Below are 24,852 nucleotides of genomic sequence, written 5' to 3'. Positions count from 1 at the left end.
TTTCCAGCGAGCGGCGAAGTGTTTCAAGTGTCGATCAGGCCGCGGTTGCGGGCAATGAAAACCGCTTCGCTGCGGTTGCGAGCATCCAGTTTTTCCAGGATGCGGCGGACATGCCATTTAACTGTATTGACGGAGAGGAAAACGGCCCGGGCGAGCTGCTCGTTGCCCATGCCGGTCGCGAGCAATTGCAAGATGGCGCGCTCGCGTTCGCTCAAGACCAGGTTGGCCCCGGTTGCCGGTTGCAAGACGCAAGGCGCTTGGCCGCGCAGATCGCGCCAGTACGCCGTGACGGCATCGGCGTCGGGCAGGGCTGCAAACAACTGCGGCGGCAGCGCCGACAGCATGGCGCCAATGCGCGCGCCGTTTTCAGCGAAGCTGCGGCGCGCACCGATGGCCGCCCCCAGTTGCAATGCCTTCACCAGCGCAACATGGGCCGCCTGACATGCGCCGGCGGCGTCGAGGGCAAGCACCTGCAGCAGCGCCAGCTTTAGCAGGCGCCAGCGCCGACCTTGCACTTTCGCACACGCGATTTCATGCTCCAGCCGCTGCGTCGCCTGCCGCACGTCGCCGCGTGCAATGGCGCAGCGGATCGTCTCGATGCCGGCGCCGAACAATTCTTCCACATACGAATGGCCGTGCCCGCCGGTGGTGCAGGTAGCCATGCGTTCCAGGCCGGCGGCGTGCGCCAGAGCTGCCTCGGCCTGGCCCGTGGACAGGCCGAGGTGTACCCGCTCCCATTCGATGACGTGCAGCGCGCGCGATGCCGGCCAGGCTGCGCAATGGCTTGCCGCCTCGTCCAGCGTGGCAAGCGCGGCTTCGATGTCGCCTTGTGCCGCCTTGACGCGCGTCTTCACGAGGTAACTGAACAATTGCATGTCGAGCGAGGGCTGGTGCGCGATCAGCGGAAGATAGCGCCGCAGCAGTTCCTCGGCTTCGTCGAGACAGTCCTTTTCGTACAGTACGCCGGCGATCAAGCCGACCGATGCGACATTGACGTGGCTGGGGTCGAACCAGGGCTGGCGCAATCTGAGCGAGGCCATTTTTCCCACTTCCCGGCATTGCTCCAGCGCGCGCTCGAGGTTGCCCTGGATTGCCTCGATCAGGCCGGAAAGCGCCATCGCATAGCCGAGGCCAAGCGCGCTGCCGATTTCTTCATTACAGCGCCGTGCATGCTCGGAGAATGTCCGCGCGCGGGCAAAATCGCCCTCGAGCATGAGGCAGTAGGAAATCACGTTGGCCAGTGCGCCGGCGGCAAATCGGTGGCCCGCGTCGATTTTTTTCCATTGCGCCAGCCCATGGGCGAGCGCGGCGCGGGTATCGCCGCACAGCGCCATCAGGATCGATCGCAGCGCGGTCCATTCATCGTGCAACGTGCCGCTGGCGGCGCCGAGGGCTGGCGCGAGGCGATCGAGCCAGCGCAGCGCAGCCTGCGCCTGATGGGTGAAGCCGCAGGCCCAGGCCGCCGCCAGCATCAGTTCCGGGCTGGCATCGTCGATCGCTTCATCGCTGAGGCGATCAAGCCAGCGCAGGATGATGCCGAACTGCGCCTGCATCACCAGCTCCCGCGCGCAGCTAGTCATCTCGCGCATGGCGGCGGCATGGTCGCCGGCCAGAAGCCACAAGTCGACCGCTTCGATCGTGGCGCCGTGGCGGGCGAACCAGCGGGCGGCGCTCCGGTGCAAATCCCGCACCTTCTGTGGCGGGAGCGCAAGCGCCTGCTGGCCCCGCAGGAACTCGGCGAACAAGGGGTGGTAGCGGTACCAGTTGCCGCTGTTGTCCACCGGCGTGGTAAACAAGCCATGCCGTTCAAGGTACTGCAGCATGTAGCGGGCATCGCTGCGTCCGGTTGCGACGTCGCATACGTCCGCGCAGAGCCGGGGCAGGGCGCAGGTTTCCAGCAAAAACGCCCTGACCTCGGACGATTGGGCGTTCAGCACATCGTCGGCCAGGTAGTCGGCGATATGCGCCAGACTGCCGGACAGGTCGTGCGCATAGCGTTCCAGGTCGCTGCCGTTACGGATAGCCAGCGCGGTAAGCTGCAATGCGGCCGGCCAGCCAGCGGTGACGGCCTGGATTTTTTCGATGGTCCAGCTGCCGATCGGGTCGGCGACGCGGCCGCTGAGAAAGCGTGCGGTTTCGGCACTATCGAAGCGCAGGTCGGCGACCGTCAACTCCAGCAACTCACCGCGCACGCGATAGCGTTCCAGGCCGAGCGCGGGCTTGTCGCGGCTGCCGATCACCAGCCGCACCTGACGCGGCAGGCGCTCGACCAGCAGCTTGACGACGCGCATCGAAGAAGCGCTCGTCAATTGCTCGAATTCGTCGAGAAAAAGGGTGAGCGGCTCGGTATCCGGCCCGACCCGGTCCAGCACCGACATCCAGTCCGACAACGCCAGCAGCGCCACTTCAGCCGAGCCGGGCGCGACAGCCTGCATCCAGGGATGCAGCGCGCCGTACAGATAGCACATCAGGCGGGCCGGGTCGTTATCCGCGTGGTCCAGGGTCAGCCAGCTTGCGTGGCATCGCCGTTGCTGGAGGCGATTCATCCACTGCCCCATCAGCGTGGTCTTGCCATATCCTGCCGGCGCCAGCAGGACCGCCAGGTGAAAATCGGCTTGCCGTTCCAGGCGCGCCAGCAGCAGTTCGCGCGCCACGCTGCACTGGTTCGCAACCGGAGGCTGGAACTTGGTGGCATTGAGCGCGATAGCCGCAGCCGCCACGCCCGTGGGCACAACATGACCGCGAGAGGGAAGCGACAGCTGGTTCATGGAGACGCTGGCGAATGGTCGGCCTGGCTGACGAGGATATGGCCAGCATATCAGCGTGTCAGGCAACTACTTTGACCAATAGCCAGTGTTGGGACAGCGCCGGTTTGTTTGTCGGGCAAGCCGTGCCCGGCGCAGGCCTGCCCCATGAAGCCGCGCATCACTCGGCGGGCGTGGTCGGCGCCGCCGGTGTCGTCGTGTACTGGGACAGAATGCGCGCGGTTTCCGCCTCGGCCCATGGAATCGACATGTCCGTCTTCGCCAGGCGGCTGCGCTTGATCAGGTCGCTCGCCTTTTCCGCGATCATGATCGTCGGCGCGTTGGTGTTGCCGCCAACTAGCGTCGGCATGACCGATGCATCGACTACGCGCAAGCCCTGCAGGCCGTGCACGCGCAGTTCGGCGTCGACCACAGCCAGCGGATCGTTGCCCATCTTGCAGGTGCCGACCGGATGATAGATGGTCTCCGCGCGCTGCCGGATGAAGCGGCGGATATCGTCGTCGCTCACGCAATCGGCTTCCGGCACCATTTGGCGGCCGCGGTAGGGATCGAAGGCGGGCGCGGCCAGTATCTTGCGTGCCAGCTTCACGCCCTTGACCATGTGCTCGATGTCATCCGGGTCCGTCAGGTAATTGGCGAAAATGTCGGGCTTGGCGAGTGCATCGCGGCTGGCAAGTCGGATTTCGCCCCGGCTCTTCGGACGCAGGTTACAGACGTGCAGCGAATAGCCATCGCCCATCAGGAAGCCGAGCTTGCGGCCGTGATAGGACAGACGCAGCGGCGTGAAGTGGAATTGCAGGTCCGGCACCGGTTCGTGCGGGGCGCTCTTGGCGAAGGCGCAGCCTTCGGCGCCGTTACTGGTATACATGCCCTTGCCGGCCGTAATGTAGCGGAAGGCATCCCAGGCGCCGCGCAACAGATTGCGCCCGGTAATTCCCCACGACACCGCCTTGGTGCAGGTTTGCACGATGATGACGTCCAGGTGATCCTGCAGGTTCTTGCCCACGCCTGCCAGGTGCGTCAATACCGGGATGCCGGCGGCATGCAGCGCCGCGCCATCGCCCACACCCGACAGCATCAGCAGCTGCGGACTCTGGATCGCGCCAGCCGACAGGATCACCTCCCGGTGCGCGCGCACCTGTTTGGTCTGGCCTTGCTGCAGGTATTCCACACCGATGGCGCGCGTGCCGTTGAACAGCACGCGGCTGGCATGGGCGTCGGTAATGACGGCCAGATTCGGCCGCGTGCGCGCCGGCTGCAGATAGGCGCGGGCGCTGCTGCAGCGGCGGCCATCCTTCTGGGTCAGCTGGAACAGGCCGACGCCTTCCTGTTCGAGGCCGTTGAAATCGTCATTGTAGGGAAGACCGGCTTGCTGACCTGCTTCGACAAAGACGCGCGACAGCACATTCGGCGAACGGACGTCGGCGACATTGAGGAGCCCTCCCGTTCCATGGAATTCGGAGGGGCCGCGCTCCTGGTTTTGCGCGCGCTTGAAATACGGGAGGACTTCATTGAATGACCAGCCCGGATTGCCGAGGCTGGCCCAGGTGTCGTAATCGAAAGGATGCCCGCGCATGTAACACATGGCATTGCTCGAACTGCATCCGCCCAGAGTGCGCCCGCGCGGCCAGAACAATTGGCGTCCGCCGAGTTCGGGTTCGCTGCGGGTCTGGAAATGCCAGTTCAGCACTTTGCTGTGCATCATCCACAATATGCCTAGCGGCATATGAATCATCGGATGGGTGTCGGGCGGGCCGGCTTCCAGCAGGCACACCGTTACGTCCGGATCTTCGCTCAGCCGGGATGCGAGCACACAGCCGGCGGATCCTCCGCCGACAATCACGTAGTCGAACATGCTTGTCTCCTGTTTGGATTTTCTTGGCCCCCGGCATGCCTCGACGAACTGCGTCGTCTTGTCTCAATCCAGAGTAGGAAGCGAAGGCGCCAACGTCACCATCCGAAAGGATGGAGATGTTCGCTTACGCGCAGCACGACTTTTGTGGATGCGCAAACAAACGCATTTCAGGCATGGCCCCCAATGAACTCTTGCTCCCCGTCTTATCCAAATATTGAAATTCACAGGGAGATGAGGATGAACATGGGCGATGTGTCGATCAATGCATCGATGACGACAATGGACCAGGCACTTGCCGCGCCGACCCAGGCGCAGGCGGGCGATGCCTATAGCGTGACCTGCCACGAGAATGACGTGCCGCCATTCGTGGAAGCGGAGCTGGTGCGGCTGTATGGGAACATCTATTCGTCGCTGTGCCAGTTCAGAATCGACGGCGCATTGAGCGCACCCACCAGCACCTATGTCGAACGACAGGGGCAGGAAATCACCGCAGTCTTCCTGTTCCAGCGAACGAAGCGCGAAGCGCGCCTGCTCAACGAAGGCATCCGGATCGACGGCGGTGCACTGCAACGCTTCGTCAGCTACCTGTTTTCCACCGACCGCACGCTTGATCTTGTCAGCTTCCATGCGCTCCAGCCCGACACCCGGCAGCTGTCCTTCCCGCATCAACGCTACAACTGCCTCGAAGATATCGTGCTGTCGCTGCCGCAGAACCGCGTGGCGTATCTGGACAGCCTCGGCAATTCGACCCGCAATTACATCAAACGCTACCTAAATAAATTGAAGCGCAGCTTCCCGTCATTGAGCCACCGGATTGTCGTCGGGGCTGAAATCGAGGAGCAGCATGTGCGCGATATCATCCGGCTCAATGGCGCCAGAATGGCCGAGAAGGGCAAGACCGCAGGCGTCGGCACGCAGGAGGAGCAGCGCATTCTGCGGCTGATGCGGGAGTGCGGATTGCTCAGCGTACTGATGATCGACGGCCGCGTCTGCGCCGGCACCATCAATTACCAAGTCGGCGATAACTATTTTCTGGAAGTGATCGCGCATGACCCGACGTATAACGAATACCGCCTTGGCACGCTGTGCTGTTACCTCACCATTTGCGCATGCATCGAGCGTGGGGGCGCTGAATACCACTTCTTGTGGGGCAAGAACGACTACAAATACCGTTTGCTCGGCATCGAGCGCAGCCTCGATCATCTGACGGTCTATCGCTCACAATGGCATCGTTTTATGCATCTCGGTACGGCGCTGGAGGATGTCAGCCGCAGTTGCAGGCGCAAGGGGCAGCTTTGGCTGCACGAGATGCAGCACAGGGACAATGCGGCAGCCCGCCTCGCAGCAAATCTTGTAGGGGCAATGCGCAACCTTCGGCCAGCCCGCTCCTGAACTGGGATGTTGTTTTTTTACACAGAAAAAAGGCGTTGCTTGAGCTAACTCAAGCAGCTCCCTACCTCATCTTCCCTCGTAGTTCCAACAGTCAACTATTGGCTCTATAAGCCAAACGTTTGGCTTCGCGTGTCAGCGCAAACCGGCGGGATCGCTCCAAGTGTTGTCATATTATTCAGATCCGTATGGCATCTTTCCTCAATGGAGTAATGCCCACCATCAATCCATACTCGTGACGAAAACATGCGCTACCACATCCTTCCTCTTCTTGCCGCCTCTCTCTTTTCCGTCTCCGCTCACGCTGGATTCGTGGAAGGCCTTGCTGCCTACAACAGGAACGACTATGCAAGCGCGCTAAACGAGTGGAAGCCACTGGCCGATCAGGGTGATGCCCGCGCCCAGTATTACCTGGGCTGGATGTACGACATGGGGGAGGGCGTCAGGCAGGATGCCGCCGAAGCGGTGCAGTGGTATCGCAAGGCGGCCGACCAGGGTTATGCGCTGGCGCAGATCAATCTCGGTAACGCCTACACCACGGGGCAGGGTGTCGCGCCGAACCACAAGCTGGCCGTGTACTGGTACCGCAAGGCATCCGACCAGGGATATACCAGCGCACCGGTCAACCTCGGCGTGCGCTTTGACAACGGCGAAGGCGGATCGCAGGAAAACGAGGCGAACCTGCCCGTGTACCGCAACGTCGTGACGCGCGACTATACGAACGTCCAATTCACCCTGGCGAACCTGCTGTACAACAATGGCATGGGCGTGCCGCAGGACTTCGATCAAGCCCAGCAGTGGTATCGCAAGGCGGCCGATCAGGGACATCCGCTGGCGCAGATCAATCTCGGCAATATGTACATCAATGGCCAAGGCGTGCCGCGCGATTACAAGCTGGCCCTGCACTGGTACACGCAGGCGGCCGACCAGGGCAACGCCTACGCGCAGAACAACGTCGGCAATATCTATCGCAAGGGCCTCGGCGTGAAGCAGGATTATGCGCAGGCGCTGTACTGGTACCGCAAGGCAGCCGAACAGGGCGATGCCGGCGCCCAGACCAACCTCGGCCTCATGTACCACAATGGCGAAGGCGTCCGTCAGGATTACACCGAAGCGCTCGGCTGGTACCGCCGGGCCGCCGACCAAGGCGACTCCGGCGCCCAGTATCACCTCGGCCTCATGTACAGCAATGGCGAAGGCGTGGCGCAGGATTATGCGCAGGCAGCGCAGTGGTTCCGCCGCGCGGCCGAGCAGGGCCATGCGCTGGCGCAGCATAACCTGGGCAACATGTATCTCGCGGGGCAGGGCGTGCAGCAGGACTACGCGGCGGCGATGCGCTGGCACCGCAAGGCCGGCTACCAGGGGGACGCCTATGTGCAGAACAGCCTGGGCAACCTGCTGTTCGCCAGCGGCCAGGGCGCGGCGCAGGATTATCCGGAAGCGGCGGAATGGTATCGCAAGGCAGCCGAGCAGGGTTATGCCGCCGCGCAGAACAATCTCGGCACCATGTACAAGGCCGGCCTGGGCGTGACGCGCGACTTTACGCAGGCGGCACAGTGGTACCGGCAAGCTGCCGACCAGGGCGATGTCAATGCGCAGTACAACCTCGCGCAGCTGTATGCGGCCGGCATGGGCGTGCGGCAGGATTTTTCGCAGGCCGCGCACTGGTACCGCAAGGCTGCGGACCAGGGCCATTCGATGGCGCAATATCAGCTCGGCCTGATGTTTGCGCGCGGGCAGGCAGTGGCTTCGTCGGGGCACTGACCTCCACACCCGGCAGCAGGATCGAAAGCCCGGCACGACGCTGCCGGGCTTTTTTTCATTGAGCGCGACACCGATTCGGCAGGCGCTCCTCGCACAGGCCGTCGCCTCAACTCCCTATTGCACGAAGGTCATGCACGCTGCAGCAGCAGGCCGTCTCATACTTCAGTCGTATAGCTGCCCGATTGAAAAAGACCGATTCTGTCATTGACCAGTTCGGACTTTTCTCATCGCACCCTTGTCATCCGACGTTGTCCAATAGCTTGGAGCCGAGAAATGCCGCGCGCTTTGCAACCGATGCAAAGGCGAGGCGGCATGGCGCTTGGCTGTGGTGCTCGGTTGCGCTGCGCCGGGTCGCTGTGCGTACAGGAATGACCGGGAGATAATGTGCTCATCCGTGTTTTACGTTACCGGGGGCGTGCGCCCGATACCATCACAGAGGCTGAGTTCTCGGAAGCCGGCGGAAGCATCGGACGCAGCTCGGATTGCACGCTGTCGTTGCCAGACCCGGAGCGGCATGTCTCGCGCGTGCAGGCGGAAATACGCTGGGCGGATGGCCGCTTTTTGCTGCTCGGGCGCGGTACGGCCAATCCGATCGAGCGCAACGGCGAACCGCTTCCCGCCGGACAGTTGGCGGCACTGAGCGATGGCGATGAACTGCATATCGGCGACTATGTGCTGCGTGTCGAATTCCAGCAGACCAGGACCGAGGTATCGCCGCAGCGGTCCGGCGATCTTTCCGTGCCGCTGACCGACAGGCCGCATGTGGACGATTCCGAATTGTTCGACACCAAGCCGGCCCCGCTGCACGACAGGCCGGCGAAGGTGCGCACCCAGCCCGGCACGGAAGCGACGCAACTGAATATATCTCAGCGCCCCGCCGCGTCGGCCGCGCTGCAGGCGCGCACGCTGGCGCATTCCGGCAATGCGGCCAACAGCCAGGAGCCGTATCAGGTCGCCGCCACCTATCCCGCCTCGACCACGGGCTTTCGTTCCTGGGACAGCCCGGAAGGCACCAGCCAGACCGTCATCGTCGGCAAGAGCGAGCCGGGCCCGGCAACGCAGCGCCCGGCCGCACCAGCCTCGCCTGCGGTCGAATCGCCCGATAAGCTCGCCGATCTCGTCAACCGGGCGGCCCAAGCGCATCGGCGTGAATTTGTCCCGATACCGAAGTCCCGCACGACCGGATTTTTGCAGGAGCTCAATCGCAAGGTGCTGGACGCCAAATCGAGCGGCGACGAACGTAGCGCCGAGGCGGCGCCGGAACTGATGCAGGCGCTCCTGTACGGCGCCGGGCTGCCGGACTTTCCGCTTAACGCGCTGGATGAAGAAATGATGCTGCGGGTCGGCGCCTTGCTGCGAAGTTTCGCGCAGGGCTTCATCGACCTGCTTGCCACGCGCACCGCGTTCAAGGCGGAAATGCGGGCGGAAATGACCATCATTTCTTCCGAAGGCAACAATCCGCTCAAGTTCTCTCCGGATGGCGCGGAAGCATTGACGCATTTGCTCATGGCGCGCCCCACGCGCGGCTACATGAAGCCCGACGATGCCGTGCAAGATGCGGTGAGCGACTTGCTCGCCCATCAGTCCGGCATTTTGGCCGGCATGCGCGTCGTCCTGCAGGAGGTGCTGCAGCGCTTGAGCCCGGAAGAATTGAACAGGCGCCTTTCCAGCCGCTCCATGCTCGACACCATGCTGCCGATGAACCGCAAGGCCAGGCTGTGGGAACTGTACGAGGAAATTCATGCCGATGTTTCAAGGCAAGCGCAGGACGACATCGAGGCCATGTTTGGCCACGAATTCGTGAGCGCGTATGAGGCGCAGATCAGGCGCCTGGAGGAAAAGGGCGGCCGCTAGGCCGACCCTCTCCAGGCATGGCGAAATAACCAACAAGGCAGGTGAATCCGTGGAATGTAGAATTTCCGCTTTGTCCCGGGTCGGTGGCCGGGAACGCAACGAGGATGCTTGCGGCTATCTGCAGGAGGAGGGCATTGTCTGCTGCGTGCTGGCCGACGGCGCGGGCGGGCACGGCGGCGGCGACGTTGCGTCGCGCGTTGCGGTCGAGGCGGTGCTGCGGGAATTCGTGGCCAAGCCGGAGGCATCGGTCAGCGCAGTCTCGGCCTTGCTGCGCCATGCCAACGAGGCGGTGCTGCACCATCAGGGCAGCGACCCCGGGCTGGCCGACATGCGTTCGACGCTGGTGGTGCTGGTGCTTGATACAGAGGCGCCTCGCGCGGTGTGGGGGCACGTAGGCGACAGCCGGCTGTACCTGTTGCGGCACGGCGCGACCCAGTTTCGCACGCGCGACCACAGCCTGGTACAAAGCATGGTCGACGGCGGCCTGATCAGCCCGGAAGAAGCGTTGACGCACAGCGAACGCAATGTCCTGATCGCATCGATCGGATCGCAGGAGTCGTTCCAGCCGAGCGTGGTCGAGCGGCCTTTCGCGGTCAGCGAAGGCGATGCCTTCCTGCTGTGCAGCGACGGCTTCTGGGGATTGCAGGATGAAGCAGCGATCGAGGGCGCGCTGATGGAAGCGATGTCGCCGGAAGCATGGCTCAACCGGATGGAGGTCGACATCAGCGCGCAGATCAGGGAAGGATCGGATAATTTTTCCGCCATCGGCGTGTGGTGCGGCGACGTCGAGAGTACGACCGTGCAGCGTGCCCGGGGAAGCTGATCGTGAATGCTGCGCCGCGCGAGGAAACACTGGCGCCGTCTAGCGTCGTGTGTTTCGCTCTTTAATCCTGGCCGTTGCCGGCTGCCGCGCTGCCGGTTTTCTGACCGTCTCCGGAACTTGTGCGCGCATTGGCGGCGGCATCGGCAAACACCATCTTGCCGTTTTCCGTCCTTCTGTCGTCCCGGAATTCTCCCTCCCAATAGCTGCCGTTGGCCCAGGTGTATCGTCCCTGCCCCTGGCTCTTGCCCCGGACCCAGGTGCCGGCATACACGTCGCCGCCCTTGAACCGCGTGACACCCTGGCCGTGCGGCCGGCCGTCCTTCACTTCGCCGTCGTAACGGTTGCCGTTGGCATAGTAGATGGTGCCTCGGCCGTTGGGCATGTCGTCGGCCCATTCGCCCTTGTAGCGCTGGCCGTTGGCCCAGACGAACAGGCCCTTGCCTTGCTTGATGCCGTTTACGAGGGTGCCTTCGAAGCGGTCGCCGTTGCTCCAGACGATGCGCCCGGTGCCGGACACGACGCCGGTCTTGGGATCGGCGGTGAAACGTCCGGTCATGGTCTGGCCGGCCATGCGGAGCACCGTGTGGTCGCTTGCCGGTGCGCGGTCTTCCTCGGTCATCCTGCTTTCGCTGCGTTCGGCCGGTGCCGGCTGCTTCGGCAGCGCCGGGGAAGGTTCCAGTTGCCGCTTCAGGCTTGCCAGCTTGTCGCTGGCTGCCGTCGCGTGGCGGCCGTTCGGATATCTGTCGAGGTATGCCTGGTAATCCGTGATTTTGTCTCCCACGGCTGCAGTCTGCCATGACAGGTCGTCGGCCGAGGCCGGCGGCGAAGAGGCGGGAGCGACGTTCGCCGTGGATGGCGCCGGTTCCGCTGGCGCTGCAGGCGAAGGGCTTTGGACGGCGGGTGCCGGACCTGCGGCCGGCGACCCTGCGGCCGACGAAGAGGTGGAGGGTGTCGCGGCAGGGGCTCGTGGCTGCTCTTCGCTGCCGGAGCCCGACGAGCCGGATGTTTGCGGCGCCGCCGGCGATGGCGGTGCAGAGGCTTGCGGCGCGGGGGCGGCGGCTTCGCGCGGGGTGTTCATGGCGAGCGCAGGATGTTTTTCCTCGGTCCTGGATGTCTTGCGCTTGAGCTTTTGTTTGGCGACGGCGGCGTACCTGCCCTTCGGATAACGGTTGAGGTAAAACTCGTAAGCATCGTTGCGGTCCGATGCAGAGGCGACGCGCCACAGGTCGTCCTCGGACTGGGTGCGGGCATTGCGTTCGGCAGGCGATGGCGCCTCCCTGGCTGGCGTTGGCGCTTCATGCCGCTTGTCGCTGTCCTGTGCGGGAGGTGGCGTGGCCGGAGCAACATCGGCGGGTGCCGATGGTTTGGGCGCCGGCTCGGTCGTGGCGATCACGGGCGGCGGCGTGGCCGGTGCGGATGCCGGTGGAGAAGCTTGCTGTGGCGCCGCCGGCGGCGTCTGCTCGCGAGCGGGCGGGGCTGCCGCAACCTCGCGGTCCGGGCTCGCCTCTTCCGGCGCTGCGCCGGAGGCGGACGACGCCCCGGAAGACGTGCCGGAAGAATCGGCCGCCGGCGCATTGTGGGAATCGGTGAGCGCCGGCTGATGCGGCGCATTCCAGTATTGCATGCCCCAGTAGCCGCCGGCGCTGATGCCAGCCAATAGCAGCAGGCCCAGCGCGAGCCATGCCGGCTTGCCGCGTCGGGCGCCGTCGTCGGCATGACGCATGCCGCGCGCGCGCTGCCAGTCGCGGTCGGGCTGGGCCACGGGGCGCTCGTCGGCGCCTTCCTGCGGCCTGCCATCCTGCCGGGCTCCGCCGATCGGGACGGTCGGCACGTCCGTATTGCTCCAGTGCGTGCCGGTGCGCGGGAGGCTGCGCGGCACCGACTCCATGATGTCGAGCGCGCGGCGCAGTTCGGCGATCGACTGGTAGCGCTGTTCCGGTTTGACCGACAGCGCCTTGTCGATGACGGCCAGGAAGGGCTTGGTGTAACGGCCTTTGCCGACTTCGCGCGCCGGCACCATTTCGTCCTTGACGATGCGCGCGACGGCCGGCGGTGGCGCGCGCCCGGTCATCAGGTAATACACCACGGCGGCCAGCGCATAGATGTCGGTCCAGGCGCCCTGGCGCAGTCCGGCAATATCGGCATATTGCTCGATTGGTGCGAATCCCGGTTTGAGGATCACGGTCGGGCCTTGCGTGAGGTCGCCGATCACGCGGCGCGCGGCGCCGAAATCAAGCAGCAGCGGCCGGCCATCCTTGAGCAGCAGGATGTTGTCCGGCGCGATATCGCGGTGAAAGCATTGCACGCGGTGGATCGTGTCGATGGCATCGAACAGGTCCGCCAGCAGCATCCGGATCCAGTTTTCGGTCGGCGTGATGCGGTGTTCCTTGAGCGCCTTCTTGAGCGTGATGCCTTCGTAGAACGGCATCACCATGTAAGCCGTGCCGTTGGCTTCCCAAAAGCGGTACACCTTCACCAGCGACGGCGAATCGAACTGCGCCAGCATGCGTGCCTCGTTGACGAAGCTCTTCAGGCCCGCCGTGAAAGTGTCGGCATTGTGCTGCGAGCGTACCGTCACGGCCATGCGCGTGGTGCGCGTGGCCAGCCCGGTGGGCATGTATTCCTTGAGCGCGACGTGGCGCTCCAGCGAATGGTCGTACGCCAGGTACACGATGCCGAAGCCGCCTTCGCCGATCAGTTCCAGGATTTCGAATTCGCCCAGGCGCGTGCCGACCGGCAGCACGTTCACGCTGTGTTCCTCGGGCTGGTTGCCTGCGCTCGAAGGCGGCACGCGGCGGCTACGTACCACGGTCTTGTCTTTGTCGTTGTTCATCATAAGAGTTCACCGACTTGTTGAGGCCGGATGCGCCGACTTGCGCATGGGCATGGATGAAGCGGCCGCGCCGATTGCGCGAGGCGCGCGCTGCCGCAGGCGGGCCGGCGACGTCGAGGATTGGCCGACATGGCAAGGAATTTGGCTCGACGCAACTTCTGGCGGGCGCGGGAGGGCGCCGATCGTGACTTGGTTGGGAAAACGCATGCGGATCGCCTCTTCCGGCTATTGGGCTCGCGCCGCAGACAGATAGTTCGCGCAATGAAACGATTGCTTGTCATTGATCACGATAGCCCTGATTTTTCACGATGAAGATACAAGATTTCTTCTGGATCAGATCAGGGTCACGATACCGCAGGACGACAGGCGATTCGATCATACTCAAGTAGTAAAGACGCGGTATGGCCTTGGGAGTAGGCTCTCGACTGTCGCAAACACGCTGGTGAGATGGCGCGGACAATGAAGATTCTGATTGTTGACGATCATGCGCTGATCCGCGAAGGCATCGCGATCATGATCAAAAGGATTCAGCCGCAGTCCGAACTGTGGCAGGCCAACAGCTGCGCCTCGGCGCTGGAGATCGCCGCGGCCGAGGCCATCGACTTCGTCTTTCTCGACCTGAACCTGCCCGATCAGCCGGGTTTCGTCGCGCTGGAATTGTTCAAGGAACGGCACGCCCTGATGCCGGTCGTTGTCGTTTCTGCGCAAGAGGACCGCAACACGGTGCTCAAGGCGCTCGAACTCGGCGCCAAGGCGTTCGTGCCGAAATCGGCTGACTCGGAACGCATGCGCAGCGCGATCGAGGCGCTGCTCGACGGCCGCGTCTATCTGCCGGAAAGCATCCTCGGCACGGACGCGCTGCCGCACGCCGCAGCCGGCAGCGCGGATGCTTCCGGCACCTGGTCGCTGACCGAGCGGCAAAAGGAAGTGCTGGCCCTGATCATCATGGGCTTGCCCAACAAGCTCATCGCGCGCCGCCTGAATATCGTCGAGTCGACCGTCAAGATCCATGTAAGCGCGATCCTGCGCGAATTGAAAGTGGCATCGCGCACGCAGGCCCTGATCGCGGTGGCCAGGTACGGGATCAAGCTGCCGATGCTCTGAGGCGGCCACGCCGCGCAGCCCGTCGCCGCGTGCCTGCCATTACGCCACTTGCGGAAACTCCTTCCTGCCGATGGCCAGTGCCTGCTGTAGGGCGCGATAGAGGCTGGCGGCATTGACCGGCTTGTTCATGAACAGCCAGCCCATGTCCTGCACCTCGCGTTCCAGCGCGGAATTCGCTTCGCCCGAAATCACGATCACCGGTATCTCGTAAGGCACCACCGACGACACCGCCCGGACCGCGTCGAAGCTGGTCTTGTGGTCGCCCAGCCGGTGGTCGGTGATCAGCACATCGGGATAGCGCAGGCTGGCGTCGACATACTTGAGCGCCTCGTCGATCGAGCGGGCCAAGATGGCATAGCAGCCCCAGGACGACAGGATCGCTTCCATCGCCGCCAGGATATCGATCTCGTCGTCCACCACCAGCACCAGCATGCCGCTGAGGTCGTGTTCGGCCTGTTCGCCCTGCGTTGCGGCATAGTCGGCCGCCGTGATGTCGGTGCTGCGCGCAACCTCCAGTTCGAACACCGAGCCCTTGCCCGGCACCGAGCGCACGCGCAGCACGCAGCCGAGAATGCCGGACAGGCGCTTGACGATGGCCAGCCCCAGGCCCAGCCCCTTCCTGCGGTCGCGCGACGGATTGCCGAGCTGGACGAACTCGTCGAAGATGCGGTCGAGATGGTCTTCCGGGATGCCGCAGCCGCTGTCCCAGACTTGCACCAGCACCTTGTCCTGCCGCGCACGAAACGCCAGCAGCACGCCGCCGCGCTCCGTATAGCGAAACGCGTTCGACAGCAGGTTCATGATCAGCTCGATCAGCAGTTCGGCGTCGGTGTGCAGGAACAGCCCCTTCGGGCAATGCACATGAAAGCGCAGGGACTTGCTGGCCGCCAGCGGTGCGAAGCGCGTCTCCAGCGTCTGCCCGATCGGATGGGCTTCGAACACGCGAACCGACGGGGTGATGACGCCGGCGTCGATGCGCGAGATGTCGAGCAGGCGGTTGAACAGTTCGTCCAGGCCGGCCAGCGAGCGGTCCAGCCGGTCGACCAGGTACTTGGCGCGGGTGTCGAAGTTTTCAAGCTTGAGGGCGGCGACGAACAGGCTGATCGCATGCACCGGCTGGCGCAGGTCGTGGCTGGCCGCTGCAAGAAAGCGCGTCTTGTCGGCGCAGGCCTGTTCTGCCACGCGCAATGCCTGCTCGGTGCGCTCGCGCAGGACCGCTTCGGCCCCGGCTGTTTCACGTAGCTGCGCGGACGTCTGTTCGCTCTCGATGCGCAGGCGGCAATTCTCCAGCACGATCTGGTTCAGGCGCCGGCACAGTGCGAGGTACAAGGGCAGCAGGGCGAGCACGACGAGGCCGAGCGACAGCCCGGAACGGATGTCGCCGGTCAGCAGATGCGCGGCGAACGGCAGCAGCAGGAACAGGGTGAAGCACGCCATCGCCGCGAAACTGGCGGCCAGCGCCAGCGCGGTGCCCGCCGCCAGCAGCAGGATGATGGCCAGCAGCGCTTCGCCCGGCACAAGCGGCAGCAATTGCCAGAAGGCGGCCGCCCATGCCAGCGCCCACAGCGAAACCGCCGTGCAAAACCATCCCGGTGCACGGGCCGGATGCTTGTCGGCAAAGCGCGCAGCGCTAAAGCCATAGCAGCCGGCGGTGCCGGCAGCCCATACGCCGGCGGCGAACGCGAACTCGTGCAGGGCGGCCGGCGCCAACGGCTGTGGCCGGAGCAGCGCGAACAGGACGACGGCGGCAAGCACATGCAGGCAGGCCGCATATATTACTTGCTGGTGTAAAACGCCTGACTGCCACAGCGCAATGCGCTCGGCCATGACCGCGATGCCCGTCGCGCGATCGCTGGCGGCTTTCGGGTTAAACATAGGAACTCACGTAAATCGCACATCTCCGAAAACCGGAATCCCCACAGCGTACGCAGACTTGGCGCGTGTGAACTACCCCGCAAGGCGGCAGGTTTGATATGGGTTAAACGCTGGCCAATTGCGGCGGGATGGTGTTGCAGGCCGGCGTAAAGCGTTGGAAAAAACTTCAGCCGTATGCATAGGAAGAAATTGCATGCTTCACATCCTGCCTGGTGGGAAAAGATGAATTGGCACGATTGTGCACCAGGGAAGGTGTGCCGCTGCGACAAATTTCGTGCGGATTGGCCGCCAAAATCGCTTGCACGATTGGACGCATGATTTCCTTGCTGGCGATCACATCGTCGCGGCATGCATTTCGGGGTAATAAACCTGCCTCGACCGCTTTCCTGACTGCCGCTTGCAACATTTCATCGGTGATCTCCATCCCATGCCTCCGCGCCGAATAACCATCCCGATTGGCTGATCGTATTCTGCGGTGCGTTTATGACAGTACGATGAACCGTTTGCCGCTGCTCAAGTTCACAGATCAAGGCACATAATTTGCACGTCGAAGCGCCGTATGTCGATAAATGATTGCACGCGGAAAACTGGACATGGGCAACGAAAGCGACACGCAGCCGCACTCCCGGACTTCGGCGCAGCCGCCAGCGCTGGTCAGCACGGCCGCGCCGTCCGTCAGCGTGCTGATGCCGACTTTCGAGCAATCGTTCTTCATTGCGCGCGCGCTCGACAGTCTGCTGGCGCAATCCCTGCCGGACTGGGAAGCGATCGTCGTCGACGACGGATCGCGCGACAACACGACGCACACGGTGCTGCCCTATCTGAGCGACCCGCGCATCCGCTACTGCAAGCTGGCCGAAAACCAGGGGCTGGGCAGGGCCTTGAATGAAGGGCTATCCCAGGCCAAGGGACGCTTCATTGCCTACCTGCCCAGCGACGACGTCTACTACCGCGACCACCTGCGCAGCCTGACCGCCTGTCTCGACCAGACGCCGGACGCGGTCCTGGCCTATTCCGGCGCGCGCCACCATTACAACCGCAGCGCGCCGGGGCAGATCGCCGGTTATCCATTGCAGCTGGTGCAGTGCCTGCACCGGCAGCGCGACGAGCGCTGGGTCGAACGTGCCGAGCTGGAGTCGGACGACCTCGACCGGCTGTACTGGCAACGGCTGCGCGCGCATGGACGCTTTGTCGCCAGCGATTGCGTCACTTGCGAGTGGGTCGCGCATCCCCAGCAGCGCCACAAGCTCATGCGCGAGCCGACGGGCGGCATCAATCCGTTTCGCCGGCACTACCGCGTGACGCAGCCGCTGCGCTTTCATTCATCGGTCGGCAACGCGGTCGATGAAATCGATCACTTCCGCTCCATGCGCGAGCGCCCGGCTTCCGCGCCCGCCGCCGATGGGCTGAAAATCCTGCTGGTGGGGGAGCTGGCCTATAACGCCGACCGCGTGCTGGCGCTGGAAGAGGCCGGTCACAAGCTGTACGGCTTGTGGACGCCGCAGCCGCACTGGTACAACGCGGTCGGGCCGGTGCCGTTCGGCCATGTCGAAGACCTGCCGCAGAATGACTGGCGTCGCGCCGTCCGGCGCATCCGCCCCGACCTCATCTACGCGCTGCTCAACTGGCAGGCCGTGCCCTTCGCGCATGAAGTGCTGATGGCCACGCGCGGCATTCCATTCGTCTGGCATTTCAAGGAAGGGCCGTTCATCTGCCTGGAGCGGGGCACCTGGCCGCAGCTGATCGACCTCTACCGCCATGCCGACGGCCAGATTTTCTGCAGCCCGGAAATGCGCGACTGGTTCGACACCGTGATCCCCGGCGTGTCGCGCGCCAGGCCGACGCACGTGCTGGACGGCGACCTGCCCAAGCGCGACTGGTTCGAGCGCCAGCCGGCGCCATTGCTGTCGGATGCGGACGGCGCCGTCCATACCGTCGTCCCGGGCCGGCCGATCGGCCTGCACCCGGAGGTGGTGGCGGCGCTGGCCGGGCAGGACATCCACCTGCATTTCTACGGCGACTACACGCACGGGCAGTGGCGCGAATGGATCGACAGGACGGCCGCGCTCGCGCCCGATCACCTGCACCTGCACGCGAACGTCGACCAGCCGCACTGGGTGAACGAGTTTTCGCGCTATGATGCCGGCTGGCTGCATGCCTTCGCCAGCGAGAATGGCGGCGAGATCCGGCGCGCCAACTGGGATGACCTGAATTACCCGGCGCGCATGGCTACTCTGGCCGCCGCCGGGCTGCCGATGATCCAGCGCACCAACAGCGCGGCAGTAGTGGCAAGCCAAACGCTCAGCAGACAGCTCGGCACCGGCATTTTCTTCGATGACATCGAGCAGCTCGGCGCGGCCTTGCGCGATCGAGCGCAAGTGGCAGCGGTGCGGAAGAACGTGTGGCAGCAGCGGCCGCAGTTTACGTTCGATCATCATGTGCCGGAACTGGTGCGTTTCTTCCGGCGCGTGATCGTTGCCGCCACCGACGATGCGCTGCGGCCGGTGGCGCAGCCACGCCGCAGCGGTTGAACAAACCCATGGGTAATTCGAACGAGACACTGCTGATCGCCCCGCATGCGCCGGCCAGCGGCCCGGGGCGTTTGCGCAAAGGCAGCAATGGCGGTGCATGGCAAGCGCTGCAATGACCGCATGGACAATATAGGAGAAAACGATGAGCGATGTACCGAGAATACTGGGCGTGAACCGGACCCAGGATGCCAGCCTGTGCCTGATGGAGGGATCGCGCGTGGTGTTCGCGATTCAAAAGGAAAGGCTGACGCGGCAGAAGCACCATTGGGGCAAGGTCGATGACTTCCGCAAAGTGTACCTGCCGCAGCTGGCCGGCCTGGATGGGGCCATCGATGTGCTGGTCGAATGCTATTCGTCCGACAGCGAGATCGACAACCTGGCCGCCTACGAGCAGGAACTGATGGAGTCGCTGCGGCTTTCTCCCGGCTGCCGCCGTGCACGGATATCGCATCACCTGGCGCACGTCTACAGCGTTTTCCATCCGTCGCCCTTCGAGGACGCGGCGGTGATGATCATCGACGGCCAGGGCAGCCCCGTGTCCGACCTGACCGAGCAATGGAGCGGCACGGCCGGCGTGCCTGGCGACTGGCGCGAAGTGTCCTCCTTCTACCGCGCCGACCGCCAGCGTGTGGAGTGCGTCGGCAAGCAGCTGTGGGACCGCAACGAGCGGCGTCTCGTCGGGCTCGGCATGTTCTACTTCCTGCTGACGCAGGCGATCTTTTCCGGCGCAGGCAGCGAGGGCAAGGTCATGGGCCTGGCGTCTTACGGCAATCCGGATGCGCTCGGTTTGCCGCCGCTCGATGTCGACGGCGCGCAGGTAACGATTCCGGCGCGCTGGTTCGAAGTGCTCGCCGAGCGCGGGCGCTTCCGCTACGCCGACGGCCAGACGGCCGATACGGCGCGCTTTGCCGATATCGCCAACCTGGCTGCGGCCGGCCAGCGCGCGTTCGAGGACGCGGTGCTTGAGGTGGCGCGCTGGCTGCATCGCCAGACCGGTGCCGAGAACCTGTGCTTCGCCGGCGGCACCGGCCTCAATTGCGCGACCAATGACCGCCTGCTGCGCGAAACCCCATTCCGGCGCGTCTTCATTCCGCCGGCGCCGAGCGACGCCGGCACTTCGCTTGGCTGCGCCGTCTACGGCCTGACCGAACTGCTGGGCACGCGCTGCGACTTCCGCTGGGAAAGCGATTTTCTCGGGCCGCAGCCGCGCCTGGACGACATCGAAGCCGCGCTGCGCGGCGCCGACGACCTGATCGTCGAGCGCATCGACGATGCCGGCGCGCTGTGCACGCGCATGGTCGACCTGCTGTGCGCCACCAAGGTCGTCGCCCTGTACCAGGGGCGCAGCGAATTCGGGCCACGCGCGCTTGGCCATCGCAGCATCCTGGGCGATCCCCGCCACGGCTATATGCGCGACTGGATCAACTCCCGGGTCAAGGAGCGCGAATGGTTCCGGCCGTTGGCGCCCTTCGTGCTGCTGGAACGTGCCGAGGAATTCTTCGACATCCGGCGGCCATCGCCTTTCATGCAGTTCGCCGCGCCGGTGCGCCCGCAGGCGGCGCACATCATTCCGGCGGTCACGCACGTCGACTGCACCGCACGGCTGCAGACGGTGGGCGAGGGCGACGATCCCCTGCTGCGCGCACTGCTGATCGAATTCAATGCGCGCACCGGGGTGCCGGTCCTGCTCAACACCTCGTTCAACCGCAAGGAAGAGCCGATCGTGGAGACGCCGGCCGAGGCGCTCGAATCGTTCCGCCGCACGCCGATGCACGCCTTGGCGATGCCGCCCTTCCTGATACGAAAACGCGTCGAGCCGGACCCGGTCTCTTAGACCCGCCTGTCCCGATGATGGCCGCCGGCGGCGGCCCTTGCCGCATCTTGTCCAGGGAGGCTTCGATGATCCGCGGTTATCCCGCACGCGCCGGCGTCGCGCCGGGCGAACATCTGGTGCTGCATGTGTCGACCGATGCCACGCGCTTTCGCGTGGTGTTCTACCGCTGGGGAGATGGCTTGCAACCGGTGCACGAGACGCGCTGGCTGGCCGGACAGTTTGCCGAGCCTGGCGGGGCCGCCGACGACTGGCAGTGGCCGGCGTACGAGTTCGCCATTCCGCACGACTGGCCTTCGGCGGTGTATCTGGCGCACCTGGAGGAGCCGGGCGGAGCGGCGTTCCATCTGGCCGCCACCACCGCGGCCGCGCTGTTCGTCGTGCGCGGCCAGGGGCGCAGCCCGATTCTCTATAAGCTTCCGCTGGCTACCTACCACGCCTACAACTGCACCGGCGGCGGCTGCTTCTACGTCAATCCGCCGCGCTCGCTCGACCCGCCGGGCGCACGCGTCTCGCTGCACCGTCCCGGCGGCGGCATCGGCGGCAATACCTGGGGCGCGCTCGATCATTACGACCCGAGTTCGCCGCGCCAGACCTTCGCGCACTGGGATGCGCGCTTCATCGGCTGGCTGGCGCGCCATGGATGCACGCCCGACTTTTGCACCGACCTCGACCTCCATGACGATCCGGCGCTGTGCAGCCGCTATCGCCTGCTGCTGAGCGTGGGACATGACGAATACTGGAGCGAGGCCATGCGCGACCGGGTGGAAGCCTTCGTGTCGGGCGGCGGCAACGTGGCCTTCTTCGGCGCGAACCTCTGCTGGTGGCGCATTCATGTGGTGGACAACGCAAGCGCGATCGTCTGCCACCAGGGCGGGCCGCGGGGCGCCTTCGACCACTGGTGGCCGGCCAGCGGCGCGGGCCGCCCGGAGGATGCGCTGACCGGTGCGAGCTACCGTCATGGCGGCGGCTGGTGGGACGGTGCGCGCCGCACCGGCGGGTATGTGGTGCAGGAGCCGCAGCACTGGGCATTTGCCGGCACCGGGCTGCGGCGCGGCGAGGCGTTTGGCGCCGACACCTGTCCGCCGCTGGTCGGCTACGAGTGCGACGGCGCGCCGCTGGACAGCTTCGACCAGGCAAGCGGACTTGCAACCCTTGCCCCGGATGCCGGGCGCTGCGGCACGCCACCGGGCTTGCAGCTCCTGGCGGCGGCTTTGCTCGACGGCGATTGGCAGGAGCGCCCGCCGCGCGAAACACATGGCGCCGGCGCCGGCATTCATGCAGCGACCATGGGCACGTTCACGCGCAACGGCACGGTGTTTAATGCCGGCACGACGGACTGGGCGCAAGTGCTTGCCAGCGGACAGGACATGCGGGTGGACAGGATCACCCGCAACGTCCTCGAGCGACTGGGAGGCATGTCGCTTGCAACTCCTTGAGCCGTAATGTACCGGCGCTGCTTGCCTGAAAAATTTCCGCATGTATTTGGCGTGGCGATTTATCGGCGTTCTGGCGCAACCGTGCGGCAGCGCATGGCTGAACAGGCAACGAACGTGAAAGGGACGTGAAATGAAGGCTGAAAAATACAAAATGCGGGTAATTGTTACAGCTTGTTCACTCACACTGATGTCGCTGGGTAGCCTTGGTTTCGCGCAATCCATGGATAGCGGCCGCGAGGAAATGCAGTTTTCCGGCAAGGCGCAAGCGAATGCCCTGCAGCACATCAACGACGCCGCCGCCGTCGTCAAGCGGATGGAAAACGAACCGGGCATGAACAAGTTGCTGCAGCAGGCCAAGGGCGTCTTTATCGTGCCGGAATACGGTCGCGCCTCACTCGGCATTGGCGGCAGCGGCGGCGCAGGCGTGCTGCTGGCGAAGAACAACGGCACCTGGAGCGACCCCGCCATTTACGACGTCGGCGGCATCAGCATCGGCGCGCAAGCCGGCGCCGAAGGCGGGCCGATCGCCCTGATCCTGACGAGCGACAAGGCGGTGAACAGCTTCAGGCAGAAAAACAATTTCGCGCTCAGCGCGGATGCCGGACTGACCGTGCTTGACTGGTCGAAGGTGGCGCAAAGCACTGCGGGTGCCGGCGATATCGTCGTATGGTCGGGCACCAAGGGCTTGTTCGGCAGCGCCGCCATCGGCGTGCAGGACATCCGCTTCAACCGGGAGCAGACCGGCGCCTATTACAAGCGTGAGGTAGCGGCAAACGACGTCATCAGCGGCCTGGTGCAGAACCCGCATGCCGACGTGCTCAAGCAGGCGCTGGCCGGGATGTCGTCGGACACGGCCAGCGGCAGTTCGGGCGCCACGCAGGGCGGCGCTTCCGACAGCGGCAGGTAAAAAAGCGGCGCCTTGCGTCAACCGCGATCAGCGACCGCGCAGCGACGCCAGGCAGGCTGCGCCGCGTTGGGCAAAGGCGGTATGGACTTGCACGCCGCTCGCGCCGCACGCCAGGGCGGCCGCTATATCGCCGGCGTCGCGGATGCCGCCCACGGCCACCAGCGCCGCTTTGCCCCGCAGGCGCGCCGCCAGATGGCGCAGGCGGGCCAGGCGCTCTGCGTGCTCGGGCAGCACTGCGGTGACCGCGTCAAAGCCGGCGTCGGCCGCCGCCTCGGCCAATATCAGCGGGAGCAAGTCGCCTGAACCGAGCGGCAGCTTGAGCGTCAGTGCGACGTGGCGGCCGGATTCCTTTGTGCGCCGCTGCCGCTCGGCGGCGACGGCTTCCATGGCGCGCCTGAGCAGCGGCAGGTGTTCGGCGGATAACAGCGGCCGGTAACGGCGTGCGCTCAAATTGAAGCTCAGGTAATCGGCTGCGTCCCATGCGGCGCGCAGTCCGCAGACCCACTCGGCCGCGAGCGCCGCCGGCTCGATGCCGTCACCCATGCCGATGCCGATCCCGATCCGCGTATCGGTACTTGCGGCAAGCGCCGCGAGCCGGGCCGCCAGTGCCGCAACGCCGGGATTGATGCCTGGCTCGGGCTGCGGCGTCACGGTGCCGAATTCAACGCTGTCGAATCCCGCCGCAAGCAATTCGGCCGCCCGGCTGCCGTCCTTGTCGATGCCTCCGGCCAGTCCGAGCAGGCCAAGCCACTGCTTCTCGCTCATCCGCGGCGCCGCTGGAATTCGGCCATGAAGTCGACCAGCGCGCCGACGCCCGCCAGCGGCATGGCGTTGTACAGGCTGGCGCGCAGCCCGCCGACCTGGCGATGGCCGCGCAAATGGGTCAGGCCCGCCGCTTCGGCACCAAGCAGGAAGTGCTCGGTCAGGCTGTCGTCGGTCAGATGGAAGCGCACATTCATCGTCGAGCGATGGCCAGGCGCCACCGGGGCCGTATAGAAGCCGCCGCTGCTGTCGATGGCGCTGTACAGGAGATCGGCCTTGCGCCGGTTGGCCGCAGCCACCGCCGTCAAGCCGCCGCAGTCGGCAAGCCACTCGAAGACCATGCCCGCGAGCTGGATGGCCAGTGTCGGCGGCGTATTGACGCCTGCCTCCGATGCCGCCTGCAGTCGGTAGCAGAAGGGCGACGGGGCGGCGCGCGCCGGCCTCTGCAGCAAATCCTCGCGCACGATGACCACGGTCATGCCGGCCGGGCCGATATTCTTTTGTGCGCTGGCATAGATCAGGCCGAAGCGGGAGACGTCGAACGGCGCGCCGAGAAAGCAGGACGTCGCATCGGCCACCAGCGGCACATCGCCGGTGTCAGGCCACGCGGGATAGGCCAGGCCGTCGACCGTTTCATTTGCGGTGAGGTGGCAATACGCGCAGTCCGGCGGCACGCGCCAGTCACCCGTTGCCGGCGCGCTCAGCGGCCTTTCGCCGGCATGCCCGGCAACGACGATGACCTGCGCATAACGCGACGCTTCCTGCATCGCGCGCTTCGACCAGTAGCCGGAGTCCGCATAGGCGACGCGCGTCAGGCCGCGCGCCGGGTCGAGCAGGTTCATCGGCACCGCGGAGAACTGGTGCATGGCGCCGCCGGCGAGAAACAGCACGCGATAGTTGTCGGGCACGGCGAGCAGGCGCGCGAGACGCTCGCGCGCGTCATCGAGCACCCTGCGGAAGGCGGCCCCGGAAAACGGGCGCTCGATTGCCGCCGCACCGTCTGCGCCACGGTCGAACAACTCCGCGCCGGCGCGCGCCAGCACGGCGTCGGGCAGGCGCGACGGTCCTGCGGCGAAATTCCAGACTGCGCTAACGCGGTGGGACGGATGCAATGTCATGG

The 24,852-nt window shown here is 65.0% G+C and carries 16 protein-coding genes; 9 read left to right on the top strand and 7 right to left on the bottom strand.

All coding sequences use genetic code 11. From position 1 onward, the window contains the following. Positions 1-23: 23 nt before the first annotated feature. Complete coding sequence (locus TSA66_RS06180; RefSeq protein ID WP_040039400.1) at positions 24-2,768, bottom strand: LuxR C-terminal-related transcriptional regulator; 2,745 nt, start codon at positions 2,766-2,768, stop codon at positions 24-26. Between the two features lie 157 nt (positions 2,769-2,925). Continuing rightward, positions 2,926-4,620 (bottom strand): GMC family oxidoreductase, encoded by a 1,695-nt coding sequence (locus TSA66_RS06175; RefSeq protein WP_084199356.1) that lies wholly within the window; start codon positions 4,618-4,620, stop codon positions 2,926-2,928. Positions 4,621-4,857: 237 nt separating this feature from the next. On the opposite strand from TSA66_RS06175, the gene TSA66_RS06170 reads away from it, so the two are divergent. From TSA66_RS06170 to TSA66_RS06155, 4 genes are all read left to right on the top strand, one after another. Then, on the top strand, positions 4,858-6,012 hold the full coding sequence (locus TSA66_RS06170; RefSeq protein WP_040039399.1) for a GNAT family N-acetyltransferase: 1,155 nt from the start codon (positions 4,858-4,860) through the stop codon (positions 6,010-6,012). A 243-nt stretch (positions 6,013-6,255) separates the two neighbouring features. After that, positions 6,256-7,773 carry an SEL1-like repeat protein gene (locus TSA66_RS06165; RefSeq protein ID WP_084199352.1) on the top strand — a complete coding sequence of 506 codons (1,518 nt, stop codon included), beginning with the start codon at positions 6,256-6,258 and terminating at the stop codon, positions 7,771-7,773. Between the two features lie 384 nt (positions 7,774-8,157). After that, positions 8,158-9,627 carry a type VI secretion system-associated FHA domain protein TagH gene (tagH, locus tag TSA66_RS06160; protein WP_040039398.1) on the top strand — a complete coding sequence of 490 codons (1,470 nt, stop codon included), beginning with the start codon at positions 8,158-8,160 and terminating at the stop codon, positions 9,625-9,627. Positions 9,628-9,676: 49 nt separating this feature from the next. After that, entirely contained in the window at positions 9,677-10,450 is a 774-nt protein-coding gene (locus TSA66_RS06155; protein WP_040039397.1) for a PP2C family protein-serine/threonine phosphatase, read from the top strand. 61 nt (positions 10,451-10,511) lie between these two features. Here the strand turns inward: TSA66_RS06155 and TSA66_RS25405 are convergent, their stop codons facing one another. Continuing rightward, positions 10,512-13,286 carry a serine/threonine-protein kinase gene (locus tag TSA66_RS25405; RefSeq protein ID WP_052452141.1) on the bottom strand — a complete coding sequence of 925 codons (2,775 nt, stop codon included), beginning with the start codon at positions 13,284-13,286 and terminating at the stop codon, positions 10,512-10,514. Positions 13,287-13,742: 456 nt separating this feature from the next. Between TSA66_RS25405 and TSA66_RS06145 the strand changes: the two genes are divergently transcribed. Beyond that, positions 13,743-14,387, top strand: a complete 645-nt coding sequence (locus tag TSA66_RS06145; RefSeq protein ID WP_040039396.1) for a response regulator — start codon at positions 13,743-13,745, stop codon at positions 14,385-14,387. Between the two features lie 39 nt (positions 14,388-14,426). Here the strand turns inward: TSA66_RS06145 and TSA66_RS25400 are convergent, their stop codons facing one another. Next, positions 14,427-16,262, bottom strand: a complete 1,836-nt coding sequence (locus tag TSA66_RS25400; protein WP_052452140.1) for an ATP-binding response regulator — start codon at positions 16,260-16,262, stop codon at positions 14,427-14,429. A 166-nt stretch (positions 16,263-16,428) separates the two neighbouring features. Beyond that, entirely contained in the window at positions 16,429-16,686 is a 258-nt protein-coding gene (locus TSA66_RS06135; RefSeq protein WP_040039395.1) for a hypothetical protein, read from the bottom strand. Positions 16,687-16,855: 169 nt separating this feature from the next. Between TSA66_RS06135 and TSA66_RS06130 the strand changes: the two genes are divergently transcribed. The 4 genes from TSA66_RS06130 (at position 16,856) to TSA66_RS06115 (ending at position 22,970) form a co-directional block, all read left to right on the top strand. Continuing rightward, positions 16,856-18,793 carry a glycosyltransferase gene (locus TSA66_RS06130; RefSeq protein ID WP_084199939.1) on the top strand — a complete coding sequence of 646 codons (1,938 nt, stop codon included), beginning with the start codon at positions 16,856-16,858 and terminating at the stop codon, positions 18,791-18,793. A gap of 142 nt (positions 18,794-18,935) precedes the next feature. Further along, positions 18,936-20,627, top strand: a complete 1,692-nt coding sequence (locus TSA66_RS06125; protein WP_040039394.1) for a carbamoyltransferase family protein — start codon at positions 18,936-18,938, stop codon at positions 20,625-20,627. Between the two features lie 65 nt (positions 20,628-20,692). Next, positions 20,693-22,063, top strand: coding sequence for a N,N-dimethylformamidase beta subunit family domain-containing protein (locus TSA66_RS06120; RefSeq protein ID WP_040042256.1), 1,371 nt, complete (start codon positions 20,693-20,695; stop codon positions 22,061-22,063). 220 nt (positions 22,064-22,283) lie between these two features. Next, positions 22,284-22,970 carry a lipid-binding SYLF domain-containing protein gene (locus TSA66_RS06115; RefSeq protein WP_157691621.1) on the top strand — a complete coding sequence of 229 codons (687 nt, stop codon included), beginning with the start codon at positions 22,284-22,286 and terminating at the stop codon, positions 22,968-22,970. A gap of 27 nt (positions 22,971-22,997) precedes the next feature. Here TSA66_RS06115 and TSA66_RS06110 read toward each other — a convergent pair whose 3' ends face one another. Both TSA66_RS06110 and serC read right to left on the bottom strand, forming a co-directional pair. Continuing rightward, on the bottom strand, positions 22,998-23,735 hold the full coding sequence (locus TSA66_RS06110; RefSeq protein ID WP_040039392.1) for a nitronate monooxygenase: 738 nt from the start codon (positions 23,733-23,735) through the stop codon (positions 22,998-23,000). Next, a complete protein-coding gene (gene serC / locus TSA66_RS06105; RefSeq protein ID WP_040042255.1) occupies positions 23,732-24,850 on the bottom strand; it encodes a 3-phosphoserine/phosphohydroxythreonine transaminase in 1,119 nt (372 codons plus the stop codon). Before serC ends, TSA66_RS06110 begins: the two co-directional genes overlap by 4 nt. Between the last annotated feature and the right edge of the window lie 2 nt (positions 24,851-24,852).

Origin of the sequence: Noviherbaspirillum autotrophicum (assembly GCF_000818395.1) — a bacterium.
Taxonomy (GTDB): domain Bacteria; phylum Pseudomonadota; class Gammaproteobacteria; order Burkholderiales; family Burkholderiaceae_D; genus Noviherbaspirillum; species Noviherbaspirillum autotrophicum.
This window is presented reverse-complemented; position numbering and strand designations above follow the sequence as displayed.

Coding starts and splice junctions, on each gene's coding strand:
- TSA66_RS06180 (WP_040039400.1), bottom strand. CDS start 2,768: ATGAACCAGCTGTCGCTTCCCTCTCGCGGTCATGTTGTGCCCACGGGC.
- TSA66_RS06175 (WP_084199356.1), bottom strand. CDS start 4,620: ATGTTCGACTACGTGATTGTCGGCGGAGGATCCGCCGGCTGTGTGCTC.
- TSA66_RS06170 (WP_040039399.1), top strand. CDS start 4,858: ATGAACATGGGCGATGTGTCGATCAATGCATCGATGACGACAATGGAC.
- TSA66_RS06165 (WP_084199352.1), top strand. CDS start 6,256: ATGCGCTACCACATCCTTCCTCTTCTTGCCGCCTCTCTCTTTTCCGTC.
- TSA66_RS25405 (WP_052452141.1), bottom strand. CDS start 13,286: ATGATGAACAACGACAAAGACAAGACCGTGGTACGTAGCCGCCGCGTG.
- TSA66_RS06145 (WP_040039396.1), top strand. CDS start 13,743: ATGAAGATTCTGATTGTTGACGATCATGCGCTGATCCGCGAAGGCATC.
- TSA66_RS25400 (WP_052452140.1), bottom strand. CDS start 16,262: ATGTTTAACCCGAAAGCCGCCAGCGATCGCGCGACGGGCATCGCGGTC.
- TSA66_RS06135 (WP_040039395.1), bottom strand. CDS start 16,686: ATGGAGATCACCGATGAAATGTTGCAAGCGGCAGTCAGGAAAGCGGTC.
- TSA66_RS06130 (WP_084199939.1), top strand. CDS start 16,856: ATGGGCAACGAAAGCGACACGCAGCCGCACTCCCGGACTTCGGCGCAG.
- TSA66_RS06125 (WP_040039394.1), top strand. CDS start 18,936: ATGAGCGATGTACCGAGAATACTGGGCGTGAACCGGACCCAGGATGCC.
- TSA66_RS06120 (WP_040042256.1), top strand. CDS start 20,693: ATGATCCGCGGTTATCCCGCACGCGCCGGCGTCGCGCCGGGCGAACAT.
- TSA66_RS06115 (WP_157691621.1), top strand. CDS start 22,284: ATGGATAGCGGCCGCGAGGAAATGCAGTTTTCCGGCAAGGCGCAAGCG.
- TSA66_RS06110 (WP_040039392.1), bottom strand. CDS start 23,735: ATGAGCGAGAAGCAGTGGCTTGGCCTGCTCGGACTGGCCGGAGGCATC.
- serC (WP_040042255.1), bottom strand. CDS start 24,850: ATGACATTGCATCCGTCCCACCGCGTTAGCGCAGTCTGGAATTTCGCC.